Here is a 19,780-nt window from a genome sequence, read left to right as displayed (position 1 = left end):
CGCGCCGCGCCAAACACCGGACTCACCAGACGCAAAACCCCCGACACGCGGTGCGTGCGGGGGCTTTTGCGTCTGCTCGCGGTTACTGGGCCTATTCCGCCTCGGCCAAACGGTGCTTCAGCGCGTCGAATTCGTCCTTCACGCCGGTGGGCAGCTTGTCACCGACGAACTCGAGCCACTCCTCGATCAGCGGCAGCTCCTCGCGCCACTCGGCGGCGTTGACCGACAGCGCCGTGGCGACGTCGGCGGCCTTCACGTCGAGCCCGTCCAGGTCGAGGTCCGCGGCCGACGGCACGATGCCGATCGGGGTGTCCTGGCCGCCGGCCTGGTGCTCGATGCGGTCCACGATCCACTTCAGCACCCGGCTGTTCTCGCCGAAGCCCGGCCACAGGAACTGGCCCTCGTCGCCGCGACGGAACCAGTTGACGAAGAAGATCTTCGGCAGCTTGGACTCGTCGGCGTTCTTGCCCAGGTTGATCCAGTGCTGGAAATAGTCGCCGACGTGGTAGCCCATGAACGGCAGCATGGCCATCGGGTCGCGGCGCACGGCGCCGACCTTGCCCTCGGCGGCCGCGGTCTGCTCGCTGCCCATGGTGGCGCCCATGAACACGCCGTGCTGCCAGTCGCGGGCCTCGGTCACCAGCGGCACCGTGGTCTTGCGGCGCGCGCCGAACAGGATGCCCGAGATCGGCACGCCCTGCGGGTCGTCCCACTCCGGCGCCAGGATCGGGCACTGCGACATCGGGGTGCAGTAGCGGGAGTTCGGGTGCGCGGCCTTGGCGTCGGACTCCGGGGTCCAGTCGTTGCCCTTCCAGTCGGTCAGGTGCTGCGGGTCGCCCTCCAGGCCCTCCCACCACACGTCGTTGTCGTCGGTGAGCGCGACATTGGTGAAGACGGTGTTGCCGGCCTCGATGGTGCGCATGGCATTGGGGTTGGACTTCCAGTTGGTGCCCGGCGCGACCCCGAAGAAACCGAACTCGGGGTTGACCGCGTAGAGCCGGCCGTCCTTGCCGAACCGCATCCACGCGATGTCGTCGCCGAGGGTCTCGGCGCGCCAGCCGGGGATGGTGGGCTGCAGCATGGCCAGGTTGGTCTTGCCGCAGGCCGACGGGAAGGCCGCGGCGAAGTAGTACGCCTTGTTCTCCGGGGAGATCAGCTTGAGGATCAGCATGTGCTCGGCCAGCCAGCCCTCGTCGCGGGCCATCGCCGAGGCGATCCGCAGCGAGTAGCACTTCTTGCCCAGCAGCGCGTTGCCGCCGTAGCCCGAGCCGTAGCTCCAGATCTCGCGGGTCTCGGGGAAGTGGGTGATGTATTTGGTGTCGTTGCACGGCCACGGCACGTCTTTTTGGCCAGGCTCCAAGGGAGCCCCGACGGAGTGCAGCGCCTTGACGAAGAACCCGTCGTCGCCGATCTTCTCCAGCGCGGCCTTGCCCATCCGGGTCATGGTGCGCATCGAGACGACGACGTACTCGGAGTCGGTGATCTCCACGCCCAGCTTGGGGTCCTCGGCGCCCAGCGGGCCCATGCAGAACGGCACCACATACATGGTGCGACCGCGCATGCAGCCGCGGTACAGGTCGGTCAGGGTGGACCGCATCTCGACCGGGTCCATCCAGTTGTTGGTCGGGCCGGCGTCCTCTTCGCGCTCGGAACAGATGAACGTCCGCGATTCCACGCGCGCCACGTCGGACGGGTCGGACAGCGCCAGGTAGGAGTTCGGGTGCTTCTTCTCGTTCAGCTTGGTGAAGGTGCCGGCGTCCACGAGGTGCCCGGCGAGCCGGTTGAACTCCTCCTCGGAGCCGTCGGCGAACACCACCCGGTCGGGCTGGGTTAGCTCGGCGACCTCCTCCACCCACGCCAGCAGCCCCTGATGATTCGTGGGGGCGGTATCCAGACCGGGAATGGTCGCTGAGGTCATCGAACTCTCCTGAATTCTTCGGCTTACTCGCGGGCGTCCCGGCGTTATTCGCGATACGCCCACACAACTGTTGACGTGTGCTGCTTTGTTACCAGGTTATCGTGATCACCTTGCTAGGGAAGATCCGGACGGGTATAAGACTCCTCACAACAACGATTCAGAAGCGCTCAGCCCGCCCCGTTTCACCCGTACGGGTATACCCGGATCGCCCAGTTCTGCACTTACCACCCCAAGCGCGGCCCGCAGCGCGGGCAGCCGCCGGTCCCGCGCCGCAGCGGCCCGCGCCGCCGCGATGGCGTGTTCGCGGAGTTCGCCGTCGATCGCTCTGACCCGTTCGGCCACCCGCGCGCGCTCCGCCTCGTCGCGGGCCGCCAGCGCGCCGGTCAGCATCGACTCGGCCTGCAGCACCCGGGTGGCGACCAGCTCCTCGGCCACCGACCGTAGCGACGCTGCCGCCTCGCCGGCCCAGCGGTCCAGCAGCGCGCGGTCGCGCAGCAGCCCGCGCAGCGTCACCACCACATAGGTGAGCGCGAGCCCGACGGCAACACACGCCGCCGCCCCGGCCAGCTCCAGTGCGGGCCGCAAAGCCAGGCCGGTGAGCATCCGGCTCAGCGTCAGCCCCACGCCCAGCCCGAACCCGGCGCCCAGCAGCAACATCAGCGCGGTTTCCGGCCGTCGCGGTTTCAGCGGCGGCGCCGGGAACTCCACCACCGGCAGCCGCTCGACCGCCGGTAGCGCCACGCCCACGCCCATCGTCTCGGCGACGTCGGCCAGGTGCGCGTCGGTGGCCTCGCTCACCTCGGCCACCACCCGCTCGACCCGCGCGCGGGCCTCCCCTTCGAAGCCGCCCATCGCTCGGCGCGGCAGCGCGGCGGCATCGTCTTGCAGTTCGCCGCGCACCGACGCGCAGCGGTGGCGGGCGAAGTGGGACAGCTGCACCCGGGCCTGTTGGATCCGGCCGCGCAGCGCGATGCTCCGCTCGGTTTTCGATTCGCGCCGTTCCCGCAGGGCCGTGGCGCGCGCCTCGCGCAACGCCTCGACGCGGGCCCGCCGGCCGGCGCCCTCGGCGTCATGCTCGCACCGCAGCGCGGCCGCCCGCAGCCGGGATTCCCACGCCCGCAACCTGTTTCGCCGCGGGACGCACGGGTCGGCGAGCCGCGCCGTCACGGCGTCGACGAGGTCGTCGACGCAAGCGCCTCCCATTTCGGGCGCCGCGGCGGCCCCCACCCAGGGCGCCCCGGCGTAGCGCGGCGCGTGGGCCACCAGCGCGTCGCGGTCGGCGGCGAGCACGTCCCGCCAGCCGTGGTGCACGTCGATCTTGGCCACCACGCAGACCACCGCGTCGGTGTGTTCGGCCGCGGCGTCGAGCAACGCGCGGTCGGATTCGGTCAGGTGGGCCGCCGCCGAGACGACGAACACCACCGCCAGGGGCGCATCGCCGTGCCCCAGCTCGGTCGACTCGACGAACCTGTGCTGGGGCAGCCGGTCGCGCAGCGCCGCGACGACCCCGCTCACGCCGGCCAGCCACGGCCCGGTCACCAGCACCGCGTCACACGGGGTGCTCGGGGGCGGATCCAGCGCGGCCGGCCCGACCCCGGCCACCAGGGCGTCCACCGCGGCGACCGGACCGTCGTGGGCCCCGTCCGTCACGCCGGCGCTCCGGCCCAAAGCCGCAACGATCCCCTGGCGATGTCCGCGCCACACGCGCGGTGCACGACACGGGCCTGCGCCCGGCCGTACCGCTGCCAGCGCGCGGCCCGCGCCAGGTACCCGGCCCGGTCGCGGCACTCCTCCACGTCCAATCCGGCGGATTCGGCCACGTCGACGGCGGCGGCCATCCGGGCGAGCACCGTGTCGTCGCGCGCCAGGAAGCCGCCGATATCGGGGTTCGCGACCGCCAGCGCCTCGAGTTCGGCGACGGCGTCCAGCACCCGCCGATAGCGCACGTCGGCGGACACCCCGTCGAGCCGGTCCAGCACCGCGTCGACCCCGCTGACGCGCCGCAACAGCGCGCGCACCTGCGCGGGCGGGATGCCGCGGCGCGCCGCGGCGACCGCGACCGCGGCGCCGAACGGGCCGAGCGCGCCCGAACCGGGGTCCTCGAGCTGCGCGGCCACCGCGAGCAAGCCGCTCATCGGCAGCACCCGGACCCCGAGCAGTTCGGAAAAATGCGTGCAGCGCGCCCGCGCCAGCGCCATCGGCCCGTCCCCGGCGAACCCGGTCACGTCGGCTTTGTTCAGCACCGCCAGCACCGGACACCGCGCCGCGGCGACGGCCCGGGCATCCTCGGGCTTGACCACCTCGGCAAGCACGTACACGAGAACGTCCGGCTCGCGCGCGGCGCCAATGTCGCCAATATTTAATGCCCGCGCCACCGCCGAGCGGCCCACCCCGCGCCGTCCGCGCACGGCCACCCGCACCGGCGCCGCGGCCCGCTCCGCGACCGCGGCCAGCCGCTCATCGATCCCCTCGGCGGCGAATCGCGCCAGCTCCGAAACGAACGCCCGGTGGCCCGCTCCCAGCATGCCCCGAATGGTGGCAGCTGTGCGGCCAACCCGCGAGCCACCCTGTGGTAGCAGCCGAAGGCAACTGTTGGGTATCAATCTGGATCTGAGGCGACTACATCGGCGTGTCATGCGCCACGATGGACGGATGTATGCGCAACCGGGAGTGACGGCGCGCGCCGACACACCGGCGGCCGAGCGAGCGGAGCCCAACCGGCGCCTCCCGGCCAGCAGCTTTCGCTCACGCCACTCCGCCCTGTCCGACCTGCAACGGGACACCTGGGAGCGGCGGTGGCCGGAGCTGGGCCTATCGGTCGGGCAGGAGCCGTCGGGCGAGCAACCGGACATCGCGGCATGGTTCGGCCGGCGCGCGCCGCTGGTGGTGGAGATCGGCTGCGGCAACGGCGCGTCGACGCTGGCGATGGCGCAGGACGAACCCGACATCGACGTGATCGCGGTGGAGGTTTATCGGCGCGGGCTCGCGCAGCTGCTGTGCGCGATCGAGCGCGAGCAGGTCGGCAATGTCCGGTTGATCCTCGGCAACGGGATCGACGTGCTGGAGCGCCTCGTCGCGCCGGGCTCGCTGACCGGCGTCCGCGTCTTCTTCCCCGATCCGTGGCCGAAGGTGCGCCACCACAAGCGCCGGTTTGTGCAGCCGGCGACGGTTGACCTGATCGCCGACCGGCTACTCCCCGGTGGGATTCTGCATGCCGCGACGGACCATCCGGGTTACGCCGAGCACATCGCGGAGGTCGGAGACAGCCAGGCCCGGCTCGTCCGGGTCGATCCCGGCGCCGAATCACTACCGATCTCGGTGGTGCGCCCCACTACTAAATACGAGACGAAGGCCCAAGAAGCGGGCAGCGACGTCACCGAGCTGATCTGGAAAAGACGATGACCATGAGCGTGACAGAAGAAGCTCCTCCGGCCCTGCACGACGAGGGCGGCGACAGCGCCGCGGCCGAGTTCACCCCGCCGATCCGGCGGGTGCTGCTGGTGTGGGACGCCCCCAACCTCGACATGGGCCTGGGCTCGATCCTGGGCCGGCGCCCGACGGCGCTGGAGCGCCCGCGTTTCGACGCCTTAGGTCGCTGGCTGCTGGCGCGCACCGCGGACGTCTCGGCGGCTCGTCCGGGCGTCACGATCGAGCCCGAGGCCACCGTGTTCACCAACATCGCGCCGGGCAGCGCCGACGTCGTCCGGCCCTGGGTGGAGGCCTTGCGTAATGTGGGCTTCGCGGTCTTCGCCAAGCCGAAGATCGACGAGGACAGCGACGTCGACCGCGACATGCTCGAGCACATCGAGCGCCGGCGCAGCGACGGTCTCGCGGCCCTGGTGGTGGCCTCCGCCGACGGTCAGGCCTTCCGTCAGCCGCTCGAAGAGGTGGCCCGCGACGGAACGCCAGTTCAGGTCATCGGATTTCGTGAACACGCGAGTTGGGCACTAGCGTCGGATACCTTGGAATTCGTCGACCTGGAGGACATCACGGGTGTCTTCCGGGAACCATTGCCGCGGATCGGCCTGGATTCGCTGCCTGAGCAAGGGGCATGGCTGCAGCCGTTCCGGCCGCTGTCAGCGCTGTTGACAGCACGCGTATGAGCGTGTGTGAGACTGGGAAGCCACTGCGCGGCTCGGTAGAGATCCAGTAAGGAGCGTACGTGTTCGCCTGGTGGGGTCGAACTGTGTACCGGTATCGGTACATCGTTATCGGGGTGACGGCGGCCCTGTGCCTGCTCGGTGGTCTCTTCGCGATCGGCCTGGGTAAGCACCTCACGTCGAGCGGCTACTACGACGACGGCAGCCAGTCGGTGAAGGCTTCCATCATCGGCGACAAGGTGTACGGCCGCGACCGCACCGGCCACGTCGTCGCCATCTTCAAGGCGCCGGACGGCAAAACCGTCGAGGACCCGGCCTGGGCCAAGAAGGTCACCGACGAACTCAACCAGGTCGTGCAGGACCATCCCAACCAAATCATGGGCTGGGCCGGCTACTTGAGGGCGCCCGATACCACCAGCCCACTCATTCGGGGCATGGTCACGCAGGACAAGAAGTACACGTTCGTGTCCATTCCGATCAAGGGCGACGACGACGACACGATCCTCAACAATTACAAAACCGTCGCCCCCGACCTGCAGAAGCTCGACGGCGGCACCGTGCAGCTCGCCGGGCTGGAGCCGATCGCCAACGCCTTGACCGGCACCATCGCCACCGACCTGGAGAAGTTCGAATACCTCGGGGTGCCGGCGGTGACCGTGGTGCTGTTTTTGGTGTTCGGCGGCGCGGTCGCGGCCTGCCTTCCGGCCATCGTCGGCGGCCTGACCATCGCCGGCGCGCTGGGCCTGATGCGGTTCGCCGCCCTGTTCGGCCCCGTGCACGTCTTCGCCCTGATGGTGATCTCGCTGATCGGCTTCGGTATCGCCATCGACTACGGGCTGTTCGTGGTGAGCCGGTTTAGGGAGGAGATCGCCGAGGGCTACGACACCGAGGCGGCCGTGCGGCGCACCGTGATGACGGCCGGTCGCACCGTGGCGTTCTCCGCCGCGCTGATCATGGTCTCGACGGCCAGCCTGCTCGTGCTGCCGCAGGGCTTCGTGCATTCGATGACGTACGCGATCTTCGCCGCGGTGGGCCTCGCCGCGCTGCTGTCGATCACACTGCTGCCGGCCTGCCTGGGCATCCTGGGTCGCCACGTGGACGCGCTGGGCGTGCGGACCGCCTTCCGGGTGCCGTTCCTGCGCAACTGGAAGTACTCGCGGGCCTACCTCAACTGGCTCGCCGACCGGCTGCAGAAGACCAAAACCCGCGAAGAGGTCGAGGCCGGCTTCTGGGGCAAGCTGGTCACCCGGGTGATGAAGCGGCCGCTGCTGTTCGCCATCCCGATCGCCGTCGGCATGATCCTGCTGGTCATCCCGTTGGGCAACCTGTCGTTCGGCGCCATCAGCGAGAAGTATCTGCCGCCGGACAACTCGGTGCGCCTGGCGCAGGAACACTTCGACAAGCTGTTCCCCAGCTACCGGACCGATCCGCTCACGCTGGTCATCCAATCGACCAACCATCAGCCCGTCACCGACGCCCAGGTCGCGGACGTGCGCAGCAAGGTCATGGCGATCAGCGGCTTCAGCGAGCAGGACAACGACCCGGCGAACATGTGGCAGGAGCGCAGCTACGCGCCGGGCGCCTCGAAGGACCCCTCGGTGCGGGTGCTGCAGAACGGACTCATCAACCCCAATACCGCGGCGGAAAAGATCGGTGAGCTACGCGCCATCACCCCGCCCAAGGGCATGGAAATGATGGTGGGTGGCACGCCGGCCCTGATCGAGGATTCGATTCACAGCCTGGTCGACAAGGCGCCGCTGATGGCGGTCGTGCTGATCAGCACCACCATGCTGCTGATGTTCCTGGCGTTCGGGTCGTTCGTGTTACCGATCAAGGCCGCGGTGATGAGCGTGCTGACGATCGGGTCCACCCTGGGCATCCTGACGTGGATCTTCGTCGACGGGCATTTCGCGACGCTGCTGAACTTCACGCCGACGCCGCTGATGGTGGTGATCATCGCGCTGGTGGTGGCCGTCGGTTACGGGCTGGCCACCGACTACGAGGTGTTCCTGGTGTCCCGGATGGTCGAGGCGCGCGAGCGCGGCATGTCCACCGCCGAGGCCATCCGGATCGGCACCGCGACCACCGGGCGGTTGATCACCGCGGCCGCGCTGGTGCTGGCCGTGGTCGCCGCCGCGTTTGTGTTCTCCGACCTGGTGATGATGAAGTATCTGGCGTTCGGCCTGATGGCCGCGCTGCTGTTGGACGCGACCGTGGTGCGGATGTTCCTGGTGCCCTCGGTGATGAAGCTGCTCGGCGACGACTGCTGGTGGGCTCCGCGCTGGGCGCGGCGCCTGCAGAACCGCCTCGGCCTGGGCGAGATCGACCTGCCCGACGAGCACAAGCGGCCCACCGGGTTGAGCGGAGGGGGGCGCGCCGTGCGGCCGCCGGTGAAGGCGGCCAGCCTGGCCGCCGCGACCCCGCGTCCGGCGCACGACCCCACCCATCCCAGCCCGCCGCCCACGCGTCCCGGCCCGGCCCCGCTCCCCTCCGGCGAGAGCACCGCACGGCTGAACACTCGGCCGAACGCGGCAACGGACGACGCGAACACCACTCGCCTGTCGGTGCCCGGCCAGCCCGCGCCGCCGCCACCGGCACCGACGCGCGCCGCGCCCGTTCCCGGGCCGGCTTCCGGTGAGGATGCCAGCGACGCGGCCGACCCCACCGCCGCCCTGCCGGTCATGCGGCCCGAGAGCGCGGCTCCCTCGGATTCCGAGGCCGCCACCGAAAAGATGAACGCCCGCGGCCAGGCCGACCACGGCGACAACGGCAGCGATGTCGGCCATGTCGGCAATGTCGATGACGCCGGCGAGCCGCGGCCGCGCCGCCGCGGCGGCGGCGGGGGCGTCAGTGCCGCCGATTTGCTGCGCCGCGAAGGACGGCTTTAGCTCTCCACGCCGTACTCATCGGTGAGTTCCGCCGCCGCGATGGTGAACCCGGTCAGGGTCACCGTGCGGGCTTGTCGGGTTCGGCCTCGACGACGGCCCCGGTATCGTCCTCGGCCTGTTTGTCCACTTCGGCGGACGGATCGGGGGCCAGCAACACCTGCACCGCGTTGTTCAGAAACGCGACCGTCGGCACCGCGAGCAACGCCCCGACGATCCCCGCGAGCACGCCGCCGGCGGCGATCGCCAGCACCACCGCGAGCGGGTGAATCGAGACCGCGCGCCCCATCACCAACGGCTGCAGCAAATGCGTCTCGAGCTGGTTGATCACGATCAGCAAACCGAGCGTGGCGAACGCGTAGACGATGCCCTTGGCCAGCAGGGCGACCACCACGGCCAGAAAGCCGGCGATCACCGCACCGACCAGGGGGACGAACGCGCCGAGGAACACCAGCGACGCCAGCGGCAGCGCGAGCGGCACACCCATGATCGCCAGCCCGACGCCCACCCCGGCCGCGTCGGTCAGCGCCACCAGGAACGTGGCCCGCACGTAGCCGATCAGCGACGCGTAACCGGCACGGCCCGCCTCGGCCACCCGTTCCCGCGCACTGACCGGGACGATCTTGGTGACGTAGGACCAGATGTTGCGGCCGCCGTACAGGAAGAAAATCAGCGTGAGCAGCGCCAACACCGCGGCGGTGACCAACTCGGTGATGGTGGCTGCGGTGGCCAGCGCGCCGCTGGTCAACTTCGCCTGGTTGTTGTGCAGCGCCTGAATCGCCGCGTTGCCCGCGTTGTCGATCTGTTCGCCGCGCAGATGGGCCGGCCCCTCGATCAGCCACCGGCGGGTGGAGTCGATGCTGCGCTCCACCTGCTTGGTCAGATCGGGCACACCGTAGACGAACTGGATGATGACGAACGCCAGGATGCCGCCCAAGATCGCGAACCCGCCCAGCAGCACCACCGTCACCGCGCCGCCGCGCGGCAGACCCCGCCGGTCTAGCCAGTCCACCGCCGGCAGCAGCAAAGCGCTGATCATCAGCGCCAGCAACACCGGAACGACGATGACTTCCAGCTTTTCCACCAGCCACAACACGGCGACCGCGGCGCCCAGGATGACCAGCAACCGCCACGCCCAGGCGGCGGCCTTACGGACCAGCGGTTCGACCGACGCGGCGTCTGAAGCGCCCTCGATGTTCGCCATTCCAGCAAGCCTATCCGCCGAGTTGAAACCTCTCGGGCCGGCACGATCCGGTCACGACCCCGGATCAACCCCGACACGGTCTTCGTTGCGCAGCGATCGGTGCGCCACCTGCGCGGTTACCCTAAATCACGTGCCGCACCACGCCGCCGCCCGCAAGCTGGTCAGCCAGCGCGAGGCTGCCCCGCGCGGCAAATACTGGTGGGTGCGCTGGGCCGTGCTCGGCGTCGTCGCGGTGGTGCTGGCCGTCGAGATCGCGCTGGGGTGGGATCAGCTGGCCAAGGCGTGGCGGAGCCTGTTCGACGCGAACTGGTGGTGGCTGCTGGCCGCGACGACGGCCGCGGTCGCGTCGATGCACAGCTTCGCCCAGATCCAGCGCACCCTGCTGGCGTCCGCCGGGGTGCACGTCAAGCAGCTGCGCTCGGAGGCCGCGTTCTACGCGGCCAACTCGTTGAGCACCACGCTGCCGGGCGGACCGGTGCTCTCCGCGACGTTTCTCCTACGGCAGCAACGCATTTGGGGCGCCTCGACGGTGGTGGCGTCGTGGCAGCTGGTCATGTCGGGGGTGCTGCAGGCGGTCGGCCTGGCGGTGCTCGGGCTGGGCGGCGCGTTCTTCCTGGGCGCCAAGAACAACCCGTTCTCGCTGCTGTTCACCCTCGGTGGTTTCGTCACGCTGCTGCTGCTGGCCCAGGCGGTGGCGTCGCGCCCGGAGCTGATCGAGGGCATCGGCAACCGCGTGCTGGCGTGGGTCAACTCGGTTCGGGGCCGGCCCGCCGACACCGGCGTGGAAAAGTGGCGCGAGACGCTGATGCAGCTGGAATCGGTCAGCCTGGGCCGGCGCGACCTGGGTGTGGCGTTCAGCTGGTCCCTGTTCAACTGGATCGCCGACGTCGCCTGCCTCGGCTGCGCTGCGTACGCGGCCGGCGACCACGCCTCGGTCGCCGGCCTGACCGTCGCGTACGCCGCCGCCCGCGCGGTCGGCACCATCCCGCTGATGCCGGGCGGGCTGCTGGTGGTGGAGGCGGTGTTGGTGCCCGGCCTGGTGTCCAGCGGGATGTCGCTGCCCAATGCCATCTCGGCGATGCTGATCTACCGGCTGATCAGCTGGTTGCTGATCTCGGCCATCGGCTGGGTGGTGTTCTTCTTCGTGTTCCGCACCGAGAAGACCGACGACTCCGACGACGATTCGCCCACCGGGCCGCTGCCGATCCTGTCCGCCCCGGATCCGTCCGAAACCGCGTTGCAGGGCCCGCTGCCGCCCCAGCAGCCGCTGGCTCGGGAGCCCGAGCGCGACCGTCGTTAGCCGACGGTGTTGCCGCGCGGGGGCCCCGGCAGGGTGACACCCGGAAGCGGCGCCACCGGCCCGGCCGGCCCAGCCGGCAAGCCGGCCTGCAGCCCACCGGCGGCGCCCTGCGCCTGCTGCATCAGGCCCATGGCCTGCGGCACCGTGATCGGCAGCTTGCACTGCGTCGACAGCCCGGTCAGCGGCTGCGCGATCGACGTCATGTCCATGGCCACCTTCGGGTTGGCCTCGAAGTAGGACTTCAGCGTGGTCATCGACTGCGGCCCGGCCTGCTGCTGCAGCACCGACGTCATCGCCTGGTTGGTCTCGGGATGGGAGTCCAGGTAGTCGCCCATCGACTTGGAGACCGAACCGATCGTGCGCGCCACCTCGCTGGCCGCGCACGGGTCGGTCGCGCCGGTGGCCGGCGGTCCGGCCATCAGCAGGGCCGGCACCGCGGCTCCGACCAGCCCCGCGACGAACATGCCGCGCGTGGTCGCATGACCCAATTTCATGGATGGCTCCTCAACGATTGTGTGGGCTCGAACGCCCCCGGCACCCCCGCGCCGGCCCCCCGACATCCTGCCATCGGGCGCGCAACCGGTGCCAACTCGTGTGACCAAGATCCACCCGGTCGGCGACTTCGCAAACGCCTCGGCAACAACTTGATCGCGACTTCGCAGCTCCCGCGTCGCCGCAGCTCAGCACCCGATAATCTCACTTTATTCACAGGGCGCTGCGGTACGCTCGCGTGCACCGCTTTCGCGAGGACCGGGGAGAGAAGAAATCCAGCAGTTCATGATGCGCTTAAGCCGCAACCTGCGCAGATTCCGCTGGTTGGTCTTCACGGGCTGGCTGCTCGCGCTGGTTGTGGCGGTGTATGTGGTGCTGACGCAGTCCGGGCATCTCACCGGCGGCGGTTTCGCCGTGGCCGGGTCGCAGTCGCTGCGGGTTCACGATCAGCTCGAAGCGCAGTACCACGAGCAGGGCGCGTCCTCGTTGGCGCTGGTCGCGGCGCCCCGCGCGGACGCCAGCTACCAGGACATGAACGACGCCGTCGCGCAGTTGCGACGCCTGGCCGCCGAGTTCCCCGGGGTCACCGAGGTGCCCAATCCCACCCAGCGACCGCCGCAACCCGACCGCCCGTACGTGGTGTCCCTGCGGCTGGACTCCCGCAACACCAGCGACGTGGCCAAGAAGCTGCGGGAAAAGGTGGGCATCCACCAGGACCAGTCCGGGCAGACCGCGAACGGCCACGTGCGGCTGTATGTCATCGGGCAGGGTGCGCTATCGGCCGCCGCGGCGGCGAACACCAAGCACGACATCGCCGCGGCCGAGGAATGGAACCTGCCGATCATCCTGATCGTGCTGCTGGCGGTGTTCGGTTCGCTGGCGGCCGCCACGATCCCGCTGGCGCTCGGCATCTGCACCGTCGTGGTCACTTTAGGCCTGGTCTATCTGCTCTCGCTGCACATGACCATGTCGGTGTTCGTCAGCTCGACGGTCTCGATGTTCGGCATCGCGCTGGCCGTCGACTATTCGCTGTTCATCCTGATGCGGTTCCGTGAGGAGCTGCGCGCCGGCCGGCAGCACAGCGAAGCGGTGGACGCGGCGATGGCCACCTCGGGGCTCGCGGTGGTGCTGTCCGGGATGACCGTCATCGCCTCGCTGACCGCGATGTACGTCATCAACACCCCCGCGCTGCAGTCGATGGCCACCGGCGCGATTCTGGCCGTCGCGGTGTCGATGCTGACGGCAGCGACCCTGACGCCGGCGGCATTGGCCACCTTCGGCCGGTCGGCGGCCAAGCGCTCGGCGCTGCTGCACTGGTCCCGCCAGCCGGAGAGCACCCAGTCGCGGTTCTGGGCCCGGTGGGTGCGTTGGGTGATGCGGCGGCCGTGGATTTCGGCGGCGGCCGCCTCGGCCGTGCTGGTGGTGATGGCGATGCCGGCGGCGTCGATGGTGCTGGGCAACAGCCTGTTGCGCCAGTTCGACTCCTCGCACGAGATCCGGGCCGGCGTGGCCGCGGCGGCGCAGGCGCTCGGTCCGGGCGCGCTGGGCCCGGTGCAGGTGCTGGTCACATTTCCCGACGGGGGGGCGTCCAAGCCCGAGCACGCCGAGACCCTGGCCGCGATCCGGCACCGGATGACCCTGGCGCCCAACGTCGCCTCGGTCGGACCGCCGCAGTTCGCCGACGACAACAACAGCGCGCTGCTGTCCGCCGTGTTGTCCATCGACCCCGAAGACCTGACCGCCCGCCAGACCATCGACTGGATGCGCACCGAGCTGCCCGAAGTCCCGGGCACCGCCACCGGGCAGGTGGCCCAGGTGGACGTCGGCGGCCCGACGGCGCTGATCAAGGACTTCGACGCCCGGGTCTCGTCCGCGGTGCCGCTGGTGTTGGTGGTCGTCGCCCTGATCGCCTTCGTGATGCTGCTGATCTCGATTCACTCGGTGTTCTTGGCGCTCAAGGGCGTGCTGATGACGCTGCTGTCGGTGGCCGCGGCCTACGGCAGCCTGGTGGTGGTGTTCCAGTGGGGCTGGCTGGACAAGCTCGGCGTGCTCAGTTTCGAACGGCTCGGCTCGATCGACAGCATCGTCCCGCCGCTGGTGCTGGCGATGACCTTCGGCCTGTCCATGGACTACGAGATCTTCCTGCTCACCCGCATCCGGGAGCGCTTCGTGCAATCGGAGCTGACCCGCGACGCGGTGGCGTACGGCGTGAGCACCAGCGCGCGCACCATCACCAGCGCCGCCCTGATCATGATCGCGGTGTACATCGGCTTCGCGTTCGCCGGCATGCCGCTGGTCGCCGAGATCGGCGTGGCCTGCGCGGTCGCGATCGCGGTGGATGCCACCGTGGTGCGGCTGGTGTTGGTGCCGGCGCTGATGGCGATGTTCGCCCAGTGGAACTGGTGGCTGCCCCGGTGGTTGTCTCGGGTATTGCCGTCGGTCGACTTCGACCGGCCGCTGCCCGTCGTCGATCTCGGTGACATCCTGGTCATCCCGGACGACATTTCGGCCCTGATCGCGCCCAACGCCGACCTGCGCATGGTGCTCAAGTCGGCCGCGAAGCTCAGGCACCTGGCACCCGACGCCGTATGCGTGGCCGACCCGCTCGCCTTCACCGGCTGCGCGCGCAGCTGCCCGGAGCTCGAAACGGAGCCGGCCCGCGGGCTGGTGGCCCGCGCGATGACCCGGGCCGAGCGGCCGGTGCATCCGGTCACGCTGTGGCGTGGGCGGCTCAAGGTCGCCATCGACGCGCTGGAGGCCAAGGGCGCCCGCCAGACCTATCAGCGGCGCACCCCGGTGGAGACTACCCACGTCCAGTTGCCCACGGGCGACCGGCTGCTGATCCCGACCGGCGCCGAAGCGCTGCGCCTCAAGGGCTATCTGATCATGTGCCGTAACAGCCGCCGCGATTACACCGAATTCGCTGACATGGTCGATGCGATCGAACCCGAAACCGCCGCCATGGTGCTGGCCGGGATGGACAGCTATTACTGCTGCAAGGCGGATGACCGCCTCCCCGACCAGCAGTGGATGACGACCCAATTGGTTCGCCGGCTCGCAGATCCCGATCCCTCTGACATCGGTAAAACCCCGTTGTCGGAGGCCGACGCCGAGGCAGACTGGGAAGATGTCCGGCAGCGTTGCCTGTCGGTGGCGGTAGCGATGCTGGAGGAGGCGAAGTGACGTTGGCGGCCGCCCGCAGCGAACCAAGCCCTGCGGAGCCGCAGCGGCCCTCCGGGGACCCGCGGCCCGTCGAGTTCTGGCCCACCGCCGCCATCCGTTCGGCGCTGCAAAGCGGCGACATCGCCACCTGGAAGCGCATCGCGGCCGCACTCAAGCGCGACCCGTACGGGCGCACCGCCCGCCAGGTCGAGGAGGTCCTCGACGGCACCCGGCCGGCCGGCATCGCCAAGGCGCTGTGGGAGGTGCTGGAGCGCGCCCGCGCCCACCTGGAAGCCAACGAGCGCGCCGAGGTGGCCCGCCACGTGCGGCTGCTGATGGAGCGGTCCGGCCTGGCGCAGCCGGAATTCGCGTCCCGGATCGGGGTCGAGCCCGACGACCTGGCGGCCTACCTCGACGGCAGCGCCAGCCCGACGGCGTCGTTGATGATCCGGATGCGACGGTTGTCGGACCGGTTCGTCAAGGTGCAGGCCGAGCGTTCGCCCGAATCCAACTAATCTTCGGTGAAATAACAGAACTGTTATACTTATCGCATGGCGTCGCATGGCGGGCAGCTAATCCGCGAGGCGCGTCGCCGTGCCGGGCTCACTCAGGCCGAGCTCGCCGCCCGTGCCGGGACCGCTCAACCCGCCGTCGCGCGCTGGGAGTCGGGCTCGACGGCCGTCAGCCTCGACGACGTGATCCGGCTGGTGCGACTCTGCGGGCTCGAGTTGGAGCTGCACATCGTCCCCCGCGACGACAGCGACCTCGTTCAGGCAGCGCGCCTGGCCAACCTCACCGGCCAGCAGCGACTGGACCGCCACGCACGCGTGGCGGCCGAGCTCGACTACCTTCGGCATGCCGGCAAGTCGTGACGTGGGACTCAACCTGGCGAGACTGTTCGAGGTCCTCAACCGTCACAAGGTCAGCTACGTATTGATCGGCGGCCTCGCCGCGGTCTACCACGGCTCGCCGTTTCCCACCGAAGACGCCGACATCACGCCCGCCGCCACCCGCGCCAACCTCACTCGCCTCGCCGCCGCCCTTCGCGAACTCGACGCTCGGATCCGCACCGTCGCCGAGCCCGATGGCGTGCCCTTCGCGTGCGATGCGGACGGGCTGGCCGCGGCGCAGACGTGGAATCTCGCCACGGAGGCCGGCGACCTCGACATCTCGTTCCTGCCGTCGGGCACCCGCGGTTACCCGGACTTGAATCGCGACGCCACGTCGGCCGAAATCTATGACACCACAGTGCAAATCGCCTCACTGGCCGATGTCATTCGCTCCAAGCAGGCGGCCAACCGACCCAAAGATCAACGGGTATTGCCCACCCTGCGCGAGATCCTCGCCAACCGCACCGACTGAGCGTGTCAGCGCGAGTTGAGCGGGGCCACGTCGGTCACCAGCCAGTCGCCGCCGCGCTTGGTCAAGGCGACCCGCAGCGCGGGCACCGCTCGGCTGGGCGGCTGGCCCGGGGCGTTCTGGGTGACCCGCAGGATCACCGCCACGCTGGCCGCCGTGGGGCCGAGCGCCTCCACTCCCGCCGCCAGCGTGGCGGCCTGTGCCGTGATGTTGTGCTGGGCCATCTCGGCGCTGGACTTGTTGTATTGCTCCTTGAACGCGTTCGCCTGCTCGGGCACCATCATCGCCGCGGCCCGGTCGATGGAGCTGGTCGGCGCGCTCGGGGTGAACGACGCCATCGCCTCGGCCATCCCCGTGGCGACCTGCACCACGTCTCGGGAGTCCTTTTTGAAGTCGCGGTCCGGCTTCGCCCAGTGGGTGTAGCCGGTGAGCACCGCCGCGGTCAGGGCGGCCGCGCACAGCAGGACGACGCCCAGCCGCAGCGCGGGCGCGTCGTCGTCGGTGCCGACGCTGACCGAATCGCGGCGCAGCAGCCAGAAGTTGACGCCCACCCCCTCGATGATCAGCAGCACGAGGACCGAGCACGCCGACACCCACCACAGCGGCCAGCCGAGCACCACCCCGATCAGCACCAGCGCGCCGATCGCGGCCAGCGGCGCCACGATGTCGAAGGCCAGCAGCCGCCACACGTTTCGCATCGATTGACGGGTCATCGGATCGACTCCAGGTGCGAGATCAGCAGCCTGCCGTCCACGTTGGAGACGTCCAGTCGCAGGTTCCAGTGCACGGTCTGCGGCTTGGCGCCGGCGTTCTCGCTGACCGACGTCGCGACCAGCATCACCGAGTCGGTCCGGCTGGCGAACGGCGGCAGCTTGGTGGTCACGGGCGGCCGGGGCGCACCGGGCTGCGGATCCAGCTCGTGGTGGACCGTCTCGATCGCCACCGCCTCGATGCGGCCGGCGCTCTGCGATTGCAGCTTCTCCACCACCTGCCGGTAGGGCTGCACGGCCGCGTCGAAGTCGGAGTTGAGTTCGCCGACGGTGCCGTCGTGTAGCCGCTGCAGGCTGGCATCGACGTTGCCGCTGTTCATGTTGATCAGCACGCCGGTCCAGTCGGCGGCGGTCTGCATCACCCGGGTCAGGTAGGCGCGTTCGCGCACGTCGTCGTGGTGGTCGGTCCAGATGAACGCGCCGAACACGACGGCGGCGATCGACAGCACCGCGAGGACGGCCGACGCGATGCCGTAGTTGGAGAACATCGGGCCGGCCGATTCCGGTTCCGCCGAGTCGTCCTCTGTTTCGGCCTGCTCCCCGTCTGACATGGCCCGATCGTCGCACCCAAAAAGTGATGGAAGGATGGCGGGGTGACATTAGAAGCCATCCGCTCGGGCATCGACCTTAGCTGGGTCGACGCCGACGCCCGACCCCAAGACGACCTGTTCGGTCACGTCAACGGCCGCTGGCTGGCCGAATACGACATGCCCGCGGACCGGGCGACCGACGGCGCGTTCCGGTATTTGTTCGACCGGGCCGAAGAACAGGTGCGCGATCTGATCAGCGAGGCAAGCTCGTCCGGCGCCGGCCCGGGCACCGACGAGCAGCGCATCGGCGACCTGTATGCCAGCTTCCTCGACGAGGACGCCGTCGAACGCCGCGGCACCCAACCGCTGCTCGACGAGCTGTCCGCGATCGACGGCGCCGCCGACGCCGACGCGCTGGCCGCCGTCCTGGGTTCGCTGCAACGCACCGGCGTGGGCGGCGGCGTCGGCGCGTATGTCGACACCGACTCCAAGAACTCGGCCCGCTACCTGGTGCACTTCTCCCAGTCCGGCATCGGGCTGCCCGACGAATCGTATTTCCGCGACGAGCAGCACGCCGAGGTGCTGGCAGCCTATCCCGGACACATCGCGAAAATGTTCAGTTTGGTGTGCGGCGGCTCTACCGACCAGCACGCCGACACCGCGGCGCGCATCGTGGCGCTCGAGTCCAAACTGGCCGCCGCGCACTGGGATGTGGTCAAGCGGCGCGACGCCGACCTGTCCTACAACCTGCGCACCTTCGCCGAACTGCAGGACGAGGGGGTTGGCTTCGACTGGGTCGGCTGGGTCACCGCGCTGGGCGGCACCCCGGAGCAGGTCGCGGAAGTGGTTGTCCGCCAACCCGATTACCTCACCGCGTTCGCGGCGCTGTGGGGCAGCGAGGACCTCGAAGACTGGAAGCACTGGGCGCGTTGGCGGTTGATCCGGGCCCGCGCCCCGTGGTTGACCGACGCCATCGTGGCCGCAGACTTCGACTTCTACGGCCGACTGCTGACCGGAACCGAGCAGATTCGCGACCGCTGGAAGCGGGCCGTGTCGCTGGTGGAAGGCCTGATGGGCGACGCCGTCGGAAAGCTTTACGTGGCAAAGCATTTCCCGCCCGACGCCAAGGCCCGCATCGATACCCTGGTGGACAACCTGCGTGAGGCCTACCGGGTCAGCATCACCGACCTGGAGTGGATGACGCCGCAGACCCGCGAGCGTGCGCTGAGGAAGCTGGACAAGTTCACCGCCAAGGTCGCCTACCCGAAGAAATGGCGGGACTACTCGAGCCTGGTGATCGACCGCGACGACCTGTACGGCAACTACCAACGCGGGTATGCCGTCAACCACGACCGCGAACTGGCCAAACTCGGGGGTCCGGTGGATCGCGACGAGTGGTTCATGACGCCGCAGACGGTGAACGCCTACTACAACCCGGGGATGAACGAAATCGTCTTCCCCGCAGCCATTTTGCAGCCGCCGTTCTTCGACGCCGACGCCGACGACGCCGCCAACTACGGCGGCATCGGGGCCGTGATCGGCCACGAGATCGGGCACGGCTTCGACGATCAGGGCGCCAAGTACGACGGCGACGGCAACCTGGTCGACTGGTGGACCGACGACGACCGAACCGAGTTCGGCGCCCGCACCAAGGCGCTGATCGAGCAATACGACGCCTACACGCCGCGCGCCCTCGATGCCGGCCACCACGTGAACGGCGCCTTCACCGTCGGTGAGAACATCGGCGATCTCGGCGGGTTGTCCATCGCGCTGTTGGCCTACCAGCTCTCGCTGAACGGCGAACCGGCGCCCGTCATCGACGAGCTTACCGGCGTGCAACGGGTGTTCTACGGCTGGGCGCAGGTGTGGCGCACCAAATCCCGTGACGCGGAAGCGATTCGGCGGTTGGCGGTGGATCCGCACTCACCACCGGAGTTCCGCTGCAACGGCGTCATCCGCAACCTCGACGCGTTCTACGACGCCTTCGGCGTCACCGAGGACGACGCGCTGTACCTGGAGCCCCAGCGCCGCGTCCGCATCTGGAACTAGGAGGCCGGACT

General features: G+C 69.5%; 16 protein-coding genes. 9 read left to right on the top strand and 7 right to left on the bottom strand.

Going from position 1 to position 19,780, the window contains the following annotated elements; translation table 11 throughout:
- Positions 1-91: 91 nt before the first annotated feature.
- The 3 genes from G6N66_RS28710 to G6N66_RS28700 form a co-directional block, all read right to left on the bottom strand.
- Positions 92-1,918, bottom strand: coding sequence for a phosphoenolpyruvate carboxykinase (GTP) (locus G6N66_RS28710; protein WP_085235302.1), 1,827 nt, complete (start codon positions 1,916-1,918; stop codon positions 92-94).
- A 144-nt stretch (positions 1,919-2,062) separates the two neighbouring features.
- Entirely contained in the window at positions 2,063-3,568 is a 1,506-nt protein-coding gene (locus G6N66_RS28705) for a hypothetical protein (protein WP_085235307.1), read from the bottom strand.
- Entirely contained in the window at positions 3,565-4,443 is an 879-nt protein-coding gene (locus G6N66_RS28700) for a hypothetical protein (protein ID WP_085235303.1), read from the bottom strand. Before G6N66_RS28700 ends, G6N66_RS28705 begins: the two co-directional genes overlap by 4 nt.
- A gap of 109 nt (positions 4,444-4,552) precedes the next feature.
- On the opposite strand from G6N66_RS28700, the gene trmB reads away from it, so the two are divergent.
- Genes trmB through G6N66_RS28685 form a run of 3 tightly spaced genes read left to right on the top strand, consistent with a single transcriptional unit; the run spans position 4,553 to position 8,906 of the window.
- On the top strand, positions 4,553-5,320 hold the full coding sequence (gene trmB, locus G6N66_RS28695; RefSeq protein ID WP_179968328.1) for a tRNA (guanosine(46)-N7)-methyltransferase TrmB: 768 nt from the start codon (positions 4,553-4,555) through the stop codon (positions 5,318-5,320).
- Between the two features lie 2 nt (positions 5,321-5,322).
- Positions 5,323-6,021: an NYN domain-containing protein gene (locus tag G6N66_RS28690; protein ID WP_163645934.1), complete on the top strand. Its 699-nt coding sequence runs from the start codon at positions 5,323-5,325 to the stop codon at positions 6,019-6,021.
- A gap of 59 nt (positions 6,022-6,080) precedes the next feature.
- The gene (locus tag G6N66_RS28685) at positions 6,081-8,906 is read left to right on the top strand and encodes an MMPL family transporter (protein WP_163645933.1); all 2,826 of its coding nucleotides are present in this window, start codon (positions 6,081-6,083) and stop codon (positions 8,904-8,906) included.
- 58 nt (positions 8,907-8,964) lie between these two features.
- Here the strand turns inward: G6N66_RS28685 and G6N66_RS28680 are convergent, their stop codons facing one another.
- On the bottom strand, positions 8,965-10,107 hold the full coding sequence (locus G6N66_RS28680) for an AI-2E family transporter (RefSeq protein WP_085231857.1): 1,143 nt from the start codon (positions 10,105-10,107) through the stop codon (positions 8,965-8,967).
- A gap of 130 nt (positions 10,108-10,237) precedes the next feature.
- Here G6N66_RS28680 and G6N66_RS28675 point away from each other — a divergent pair, with 130 nt between their 5' ends.
- Positions 10,238-11,407 carry a lysylphosphatidylglycerol synthase transmembrane domain-containing protein gene (locus tag G6N66_RS28675; protein WP_085231856.1) on the top strand — a complete coding sequence of 390 codons (1,170 nt, stop codon included), beginning with the start codon at positions 10,238-10,240 and terminating at the stop codon, positions 11,405-11,407.
- Here the strand turns inward: G6N66_RS28675 and G6N66_RS28670 are convergent.
- Entirely contained in the window at positions 11,404-11,901 is a 498-nt protein-coding gene (locus tag G6N66_RS28670) for a hemophore (RefSeq protein WP_085231855.1), read from the bottom strand. The genes G6N66_RS28675 and G6N66_RS28670 overlap by 4 nt on opposite strands.
- Before the next feature lie 283 nt (positions 11,902-12,184).
- On the opposite strand from G6N66_RS28670, the gene G6N66_RS28665 reads away from it, so the two are divergent.
- The 4 genes from G6N66_RS28665 to G6N66_RS28650 are packed head-to-tail and all read left to right on the top strand — an operon-like array spanning position 12,185 to position 16,423.
- Positions 12,185-15,082, top strand: coding sequence for an MMPL family transporter (locus tag G6N66_RS28665; RefSeq protein ID WP_085231854.1), 2,898 nt, complete (start codon positions 12,185-12,187; stop codon positions 15,080-15,082).
- Positions 15,079-15,576: a transcriptional regulator gene (locus G6N66_RS28660; RefSeq protein WP_085231853.1), complete on the top strand. Its 498-nt coding sequence runs from the start codon at positions 15,079-15,081 to the stop codon at positions 15,574-15,576. The genes G6N66_RS28665 and G6N66_RS28660 overlap by 4 nt, the downstream gene beginning before the upstream one ends.
- A 36-nt stretch (positions 15,577-15,612) precedes the next feature.
- Positions 15,613-15,933, top strand: coding sequence for a helix-turn-helix transcriptional regulator (locus G6N66_RS28655; protein WP_085231852.1), 321 nt, complete (start codon positions 15,613-15,615; stop codon positions 15,931-15,933).
- Positions 15,917-16,423, top strand: coding sequence for a hypothetical protein (locus G6N66_RS28650; RefSeq protein ID WP_139825102.1), 507 nt, complete (start codon positions 15,917-15,919; stop codon positions 16,421-16,423). The genes G6N66_RS28655 and G6N66_RS28650 overlap by 17 nt, the downstream gene beginning before the upstream one ends.
- Positions 16,424-16,428: 5 nt before the next feature.
- Here the strand turns inward: G6N66_RS28650 and G6N66_RS28645 are convergent, their stop codons facing one another.
- Positions 16,429-17,118 (bottom strand): hypothetical protein, encoded by a 690-nt coding sequence (locus G6N66_RS28645; RefSeq protein WP_085231861.1) that lies wholly within the window; start codon positions 17,116-17,118, stop codon positions 16,429-16,431.
- A gap of 11 nt (positions 17,119-17,129) precedes the next feature.
- The gene (locus tag G6N66_RS28640) at positions 17,130-17,741 is read right to left on the bottom strand and encodes a hypothetical protein (RefSeq protein WP_085231850.1); all 612 of its coding nucleotides are present in this window, start codon (positions 17,739-17,741) and stop codon (positions 17,130-17,132) included.
- A gap of 42 nt (positions 17,742-17,783) precedes the next feature.
- Between G6N66_RS28640 and G6N66_RS28635 the strand changes: the two genes are divergently transcribed.
- Complete coding sequence (locus tag G6N66_RS28635; RefSeq protein WP_085231849.1) at positions 17,784-19,769, top strand: M13 family metallopeptidase; 1,986 nt, start codon at positions 17,784-17,786, stop codon at positions 19,767-19,769.
- Positions 19,770-19,780: the final 11 nt, after the last annotated feature.

It is taken from the genome of Mycobacterium conspicuum, assembly GCF_010730195.1.
GTDB classification, from domain to species: Bacteria; Actinomycetota; Actinomycetes; order Mycobacteriales; family Mycobacteriaceae; genus Mycobacterium; species Mycobacterium conspicuum.
This window is presented reverse-complemented; position numbering and strand designations above follow the sequence as displayed.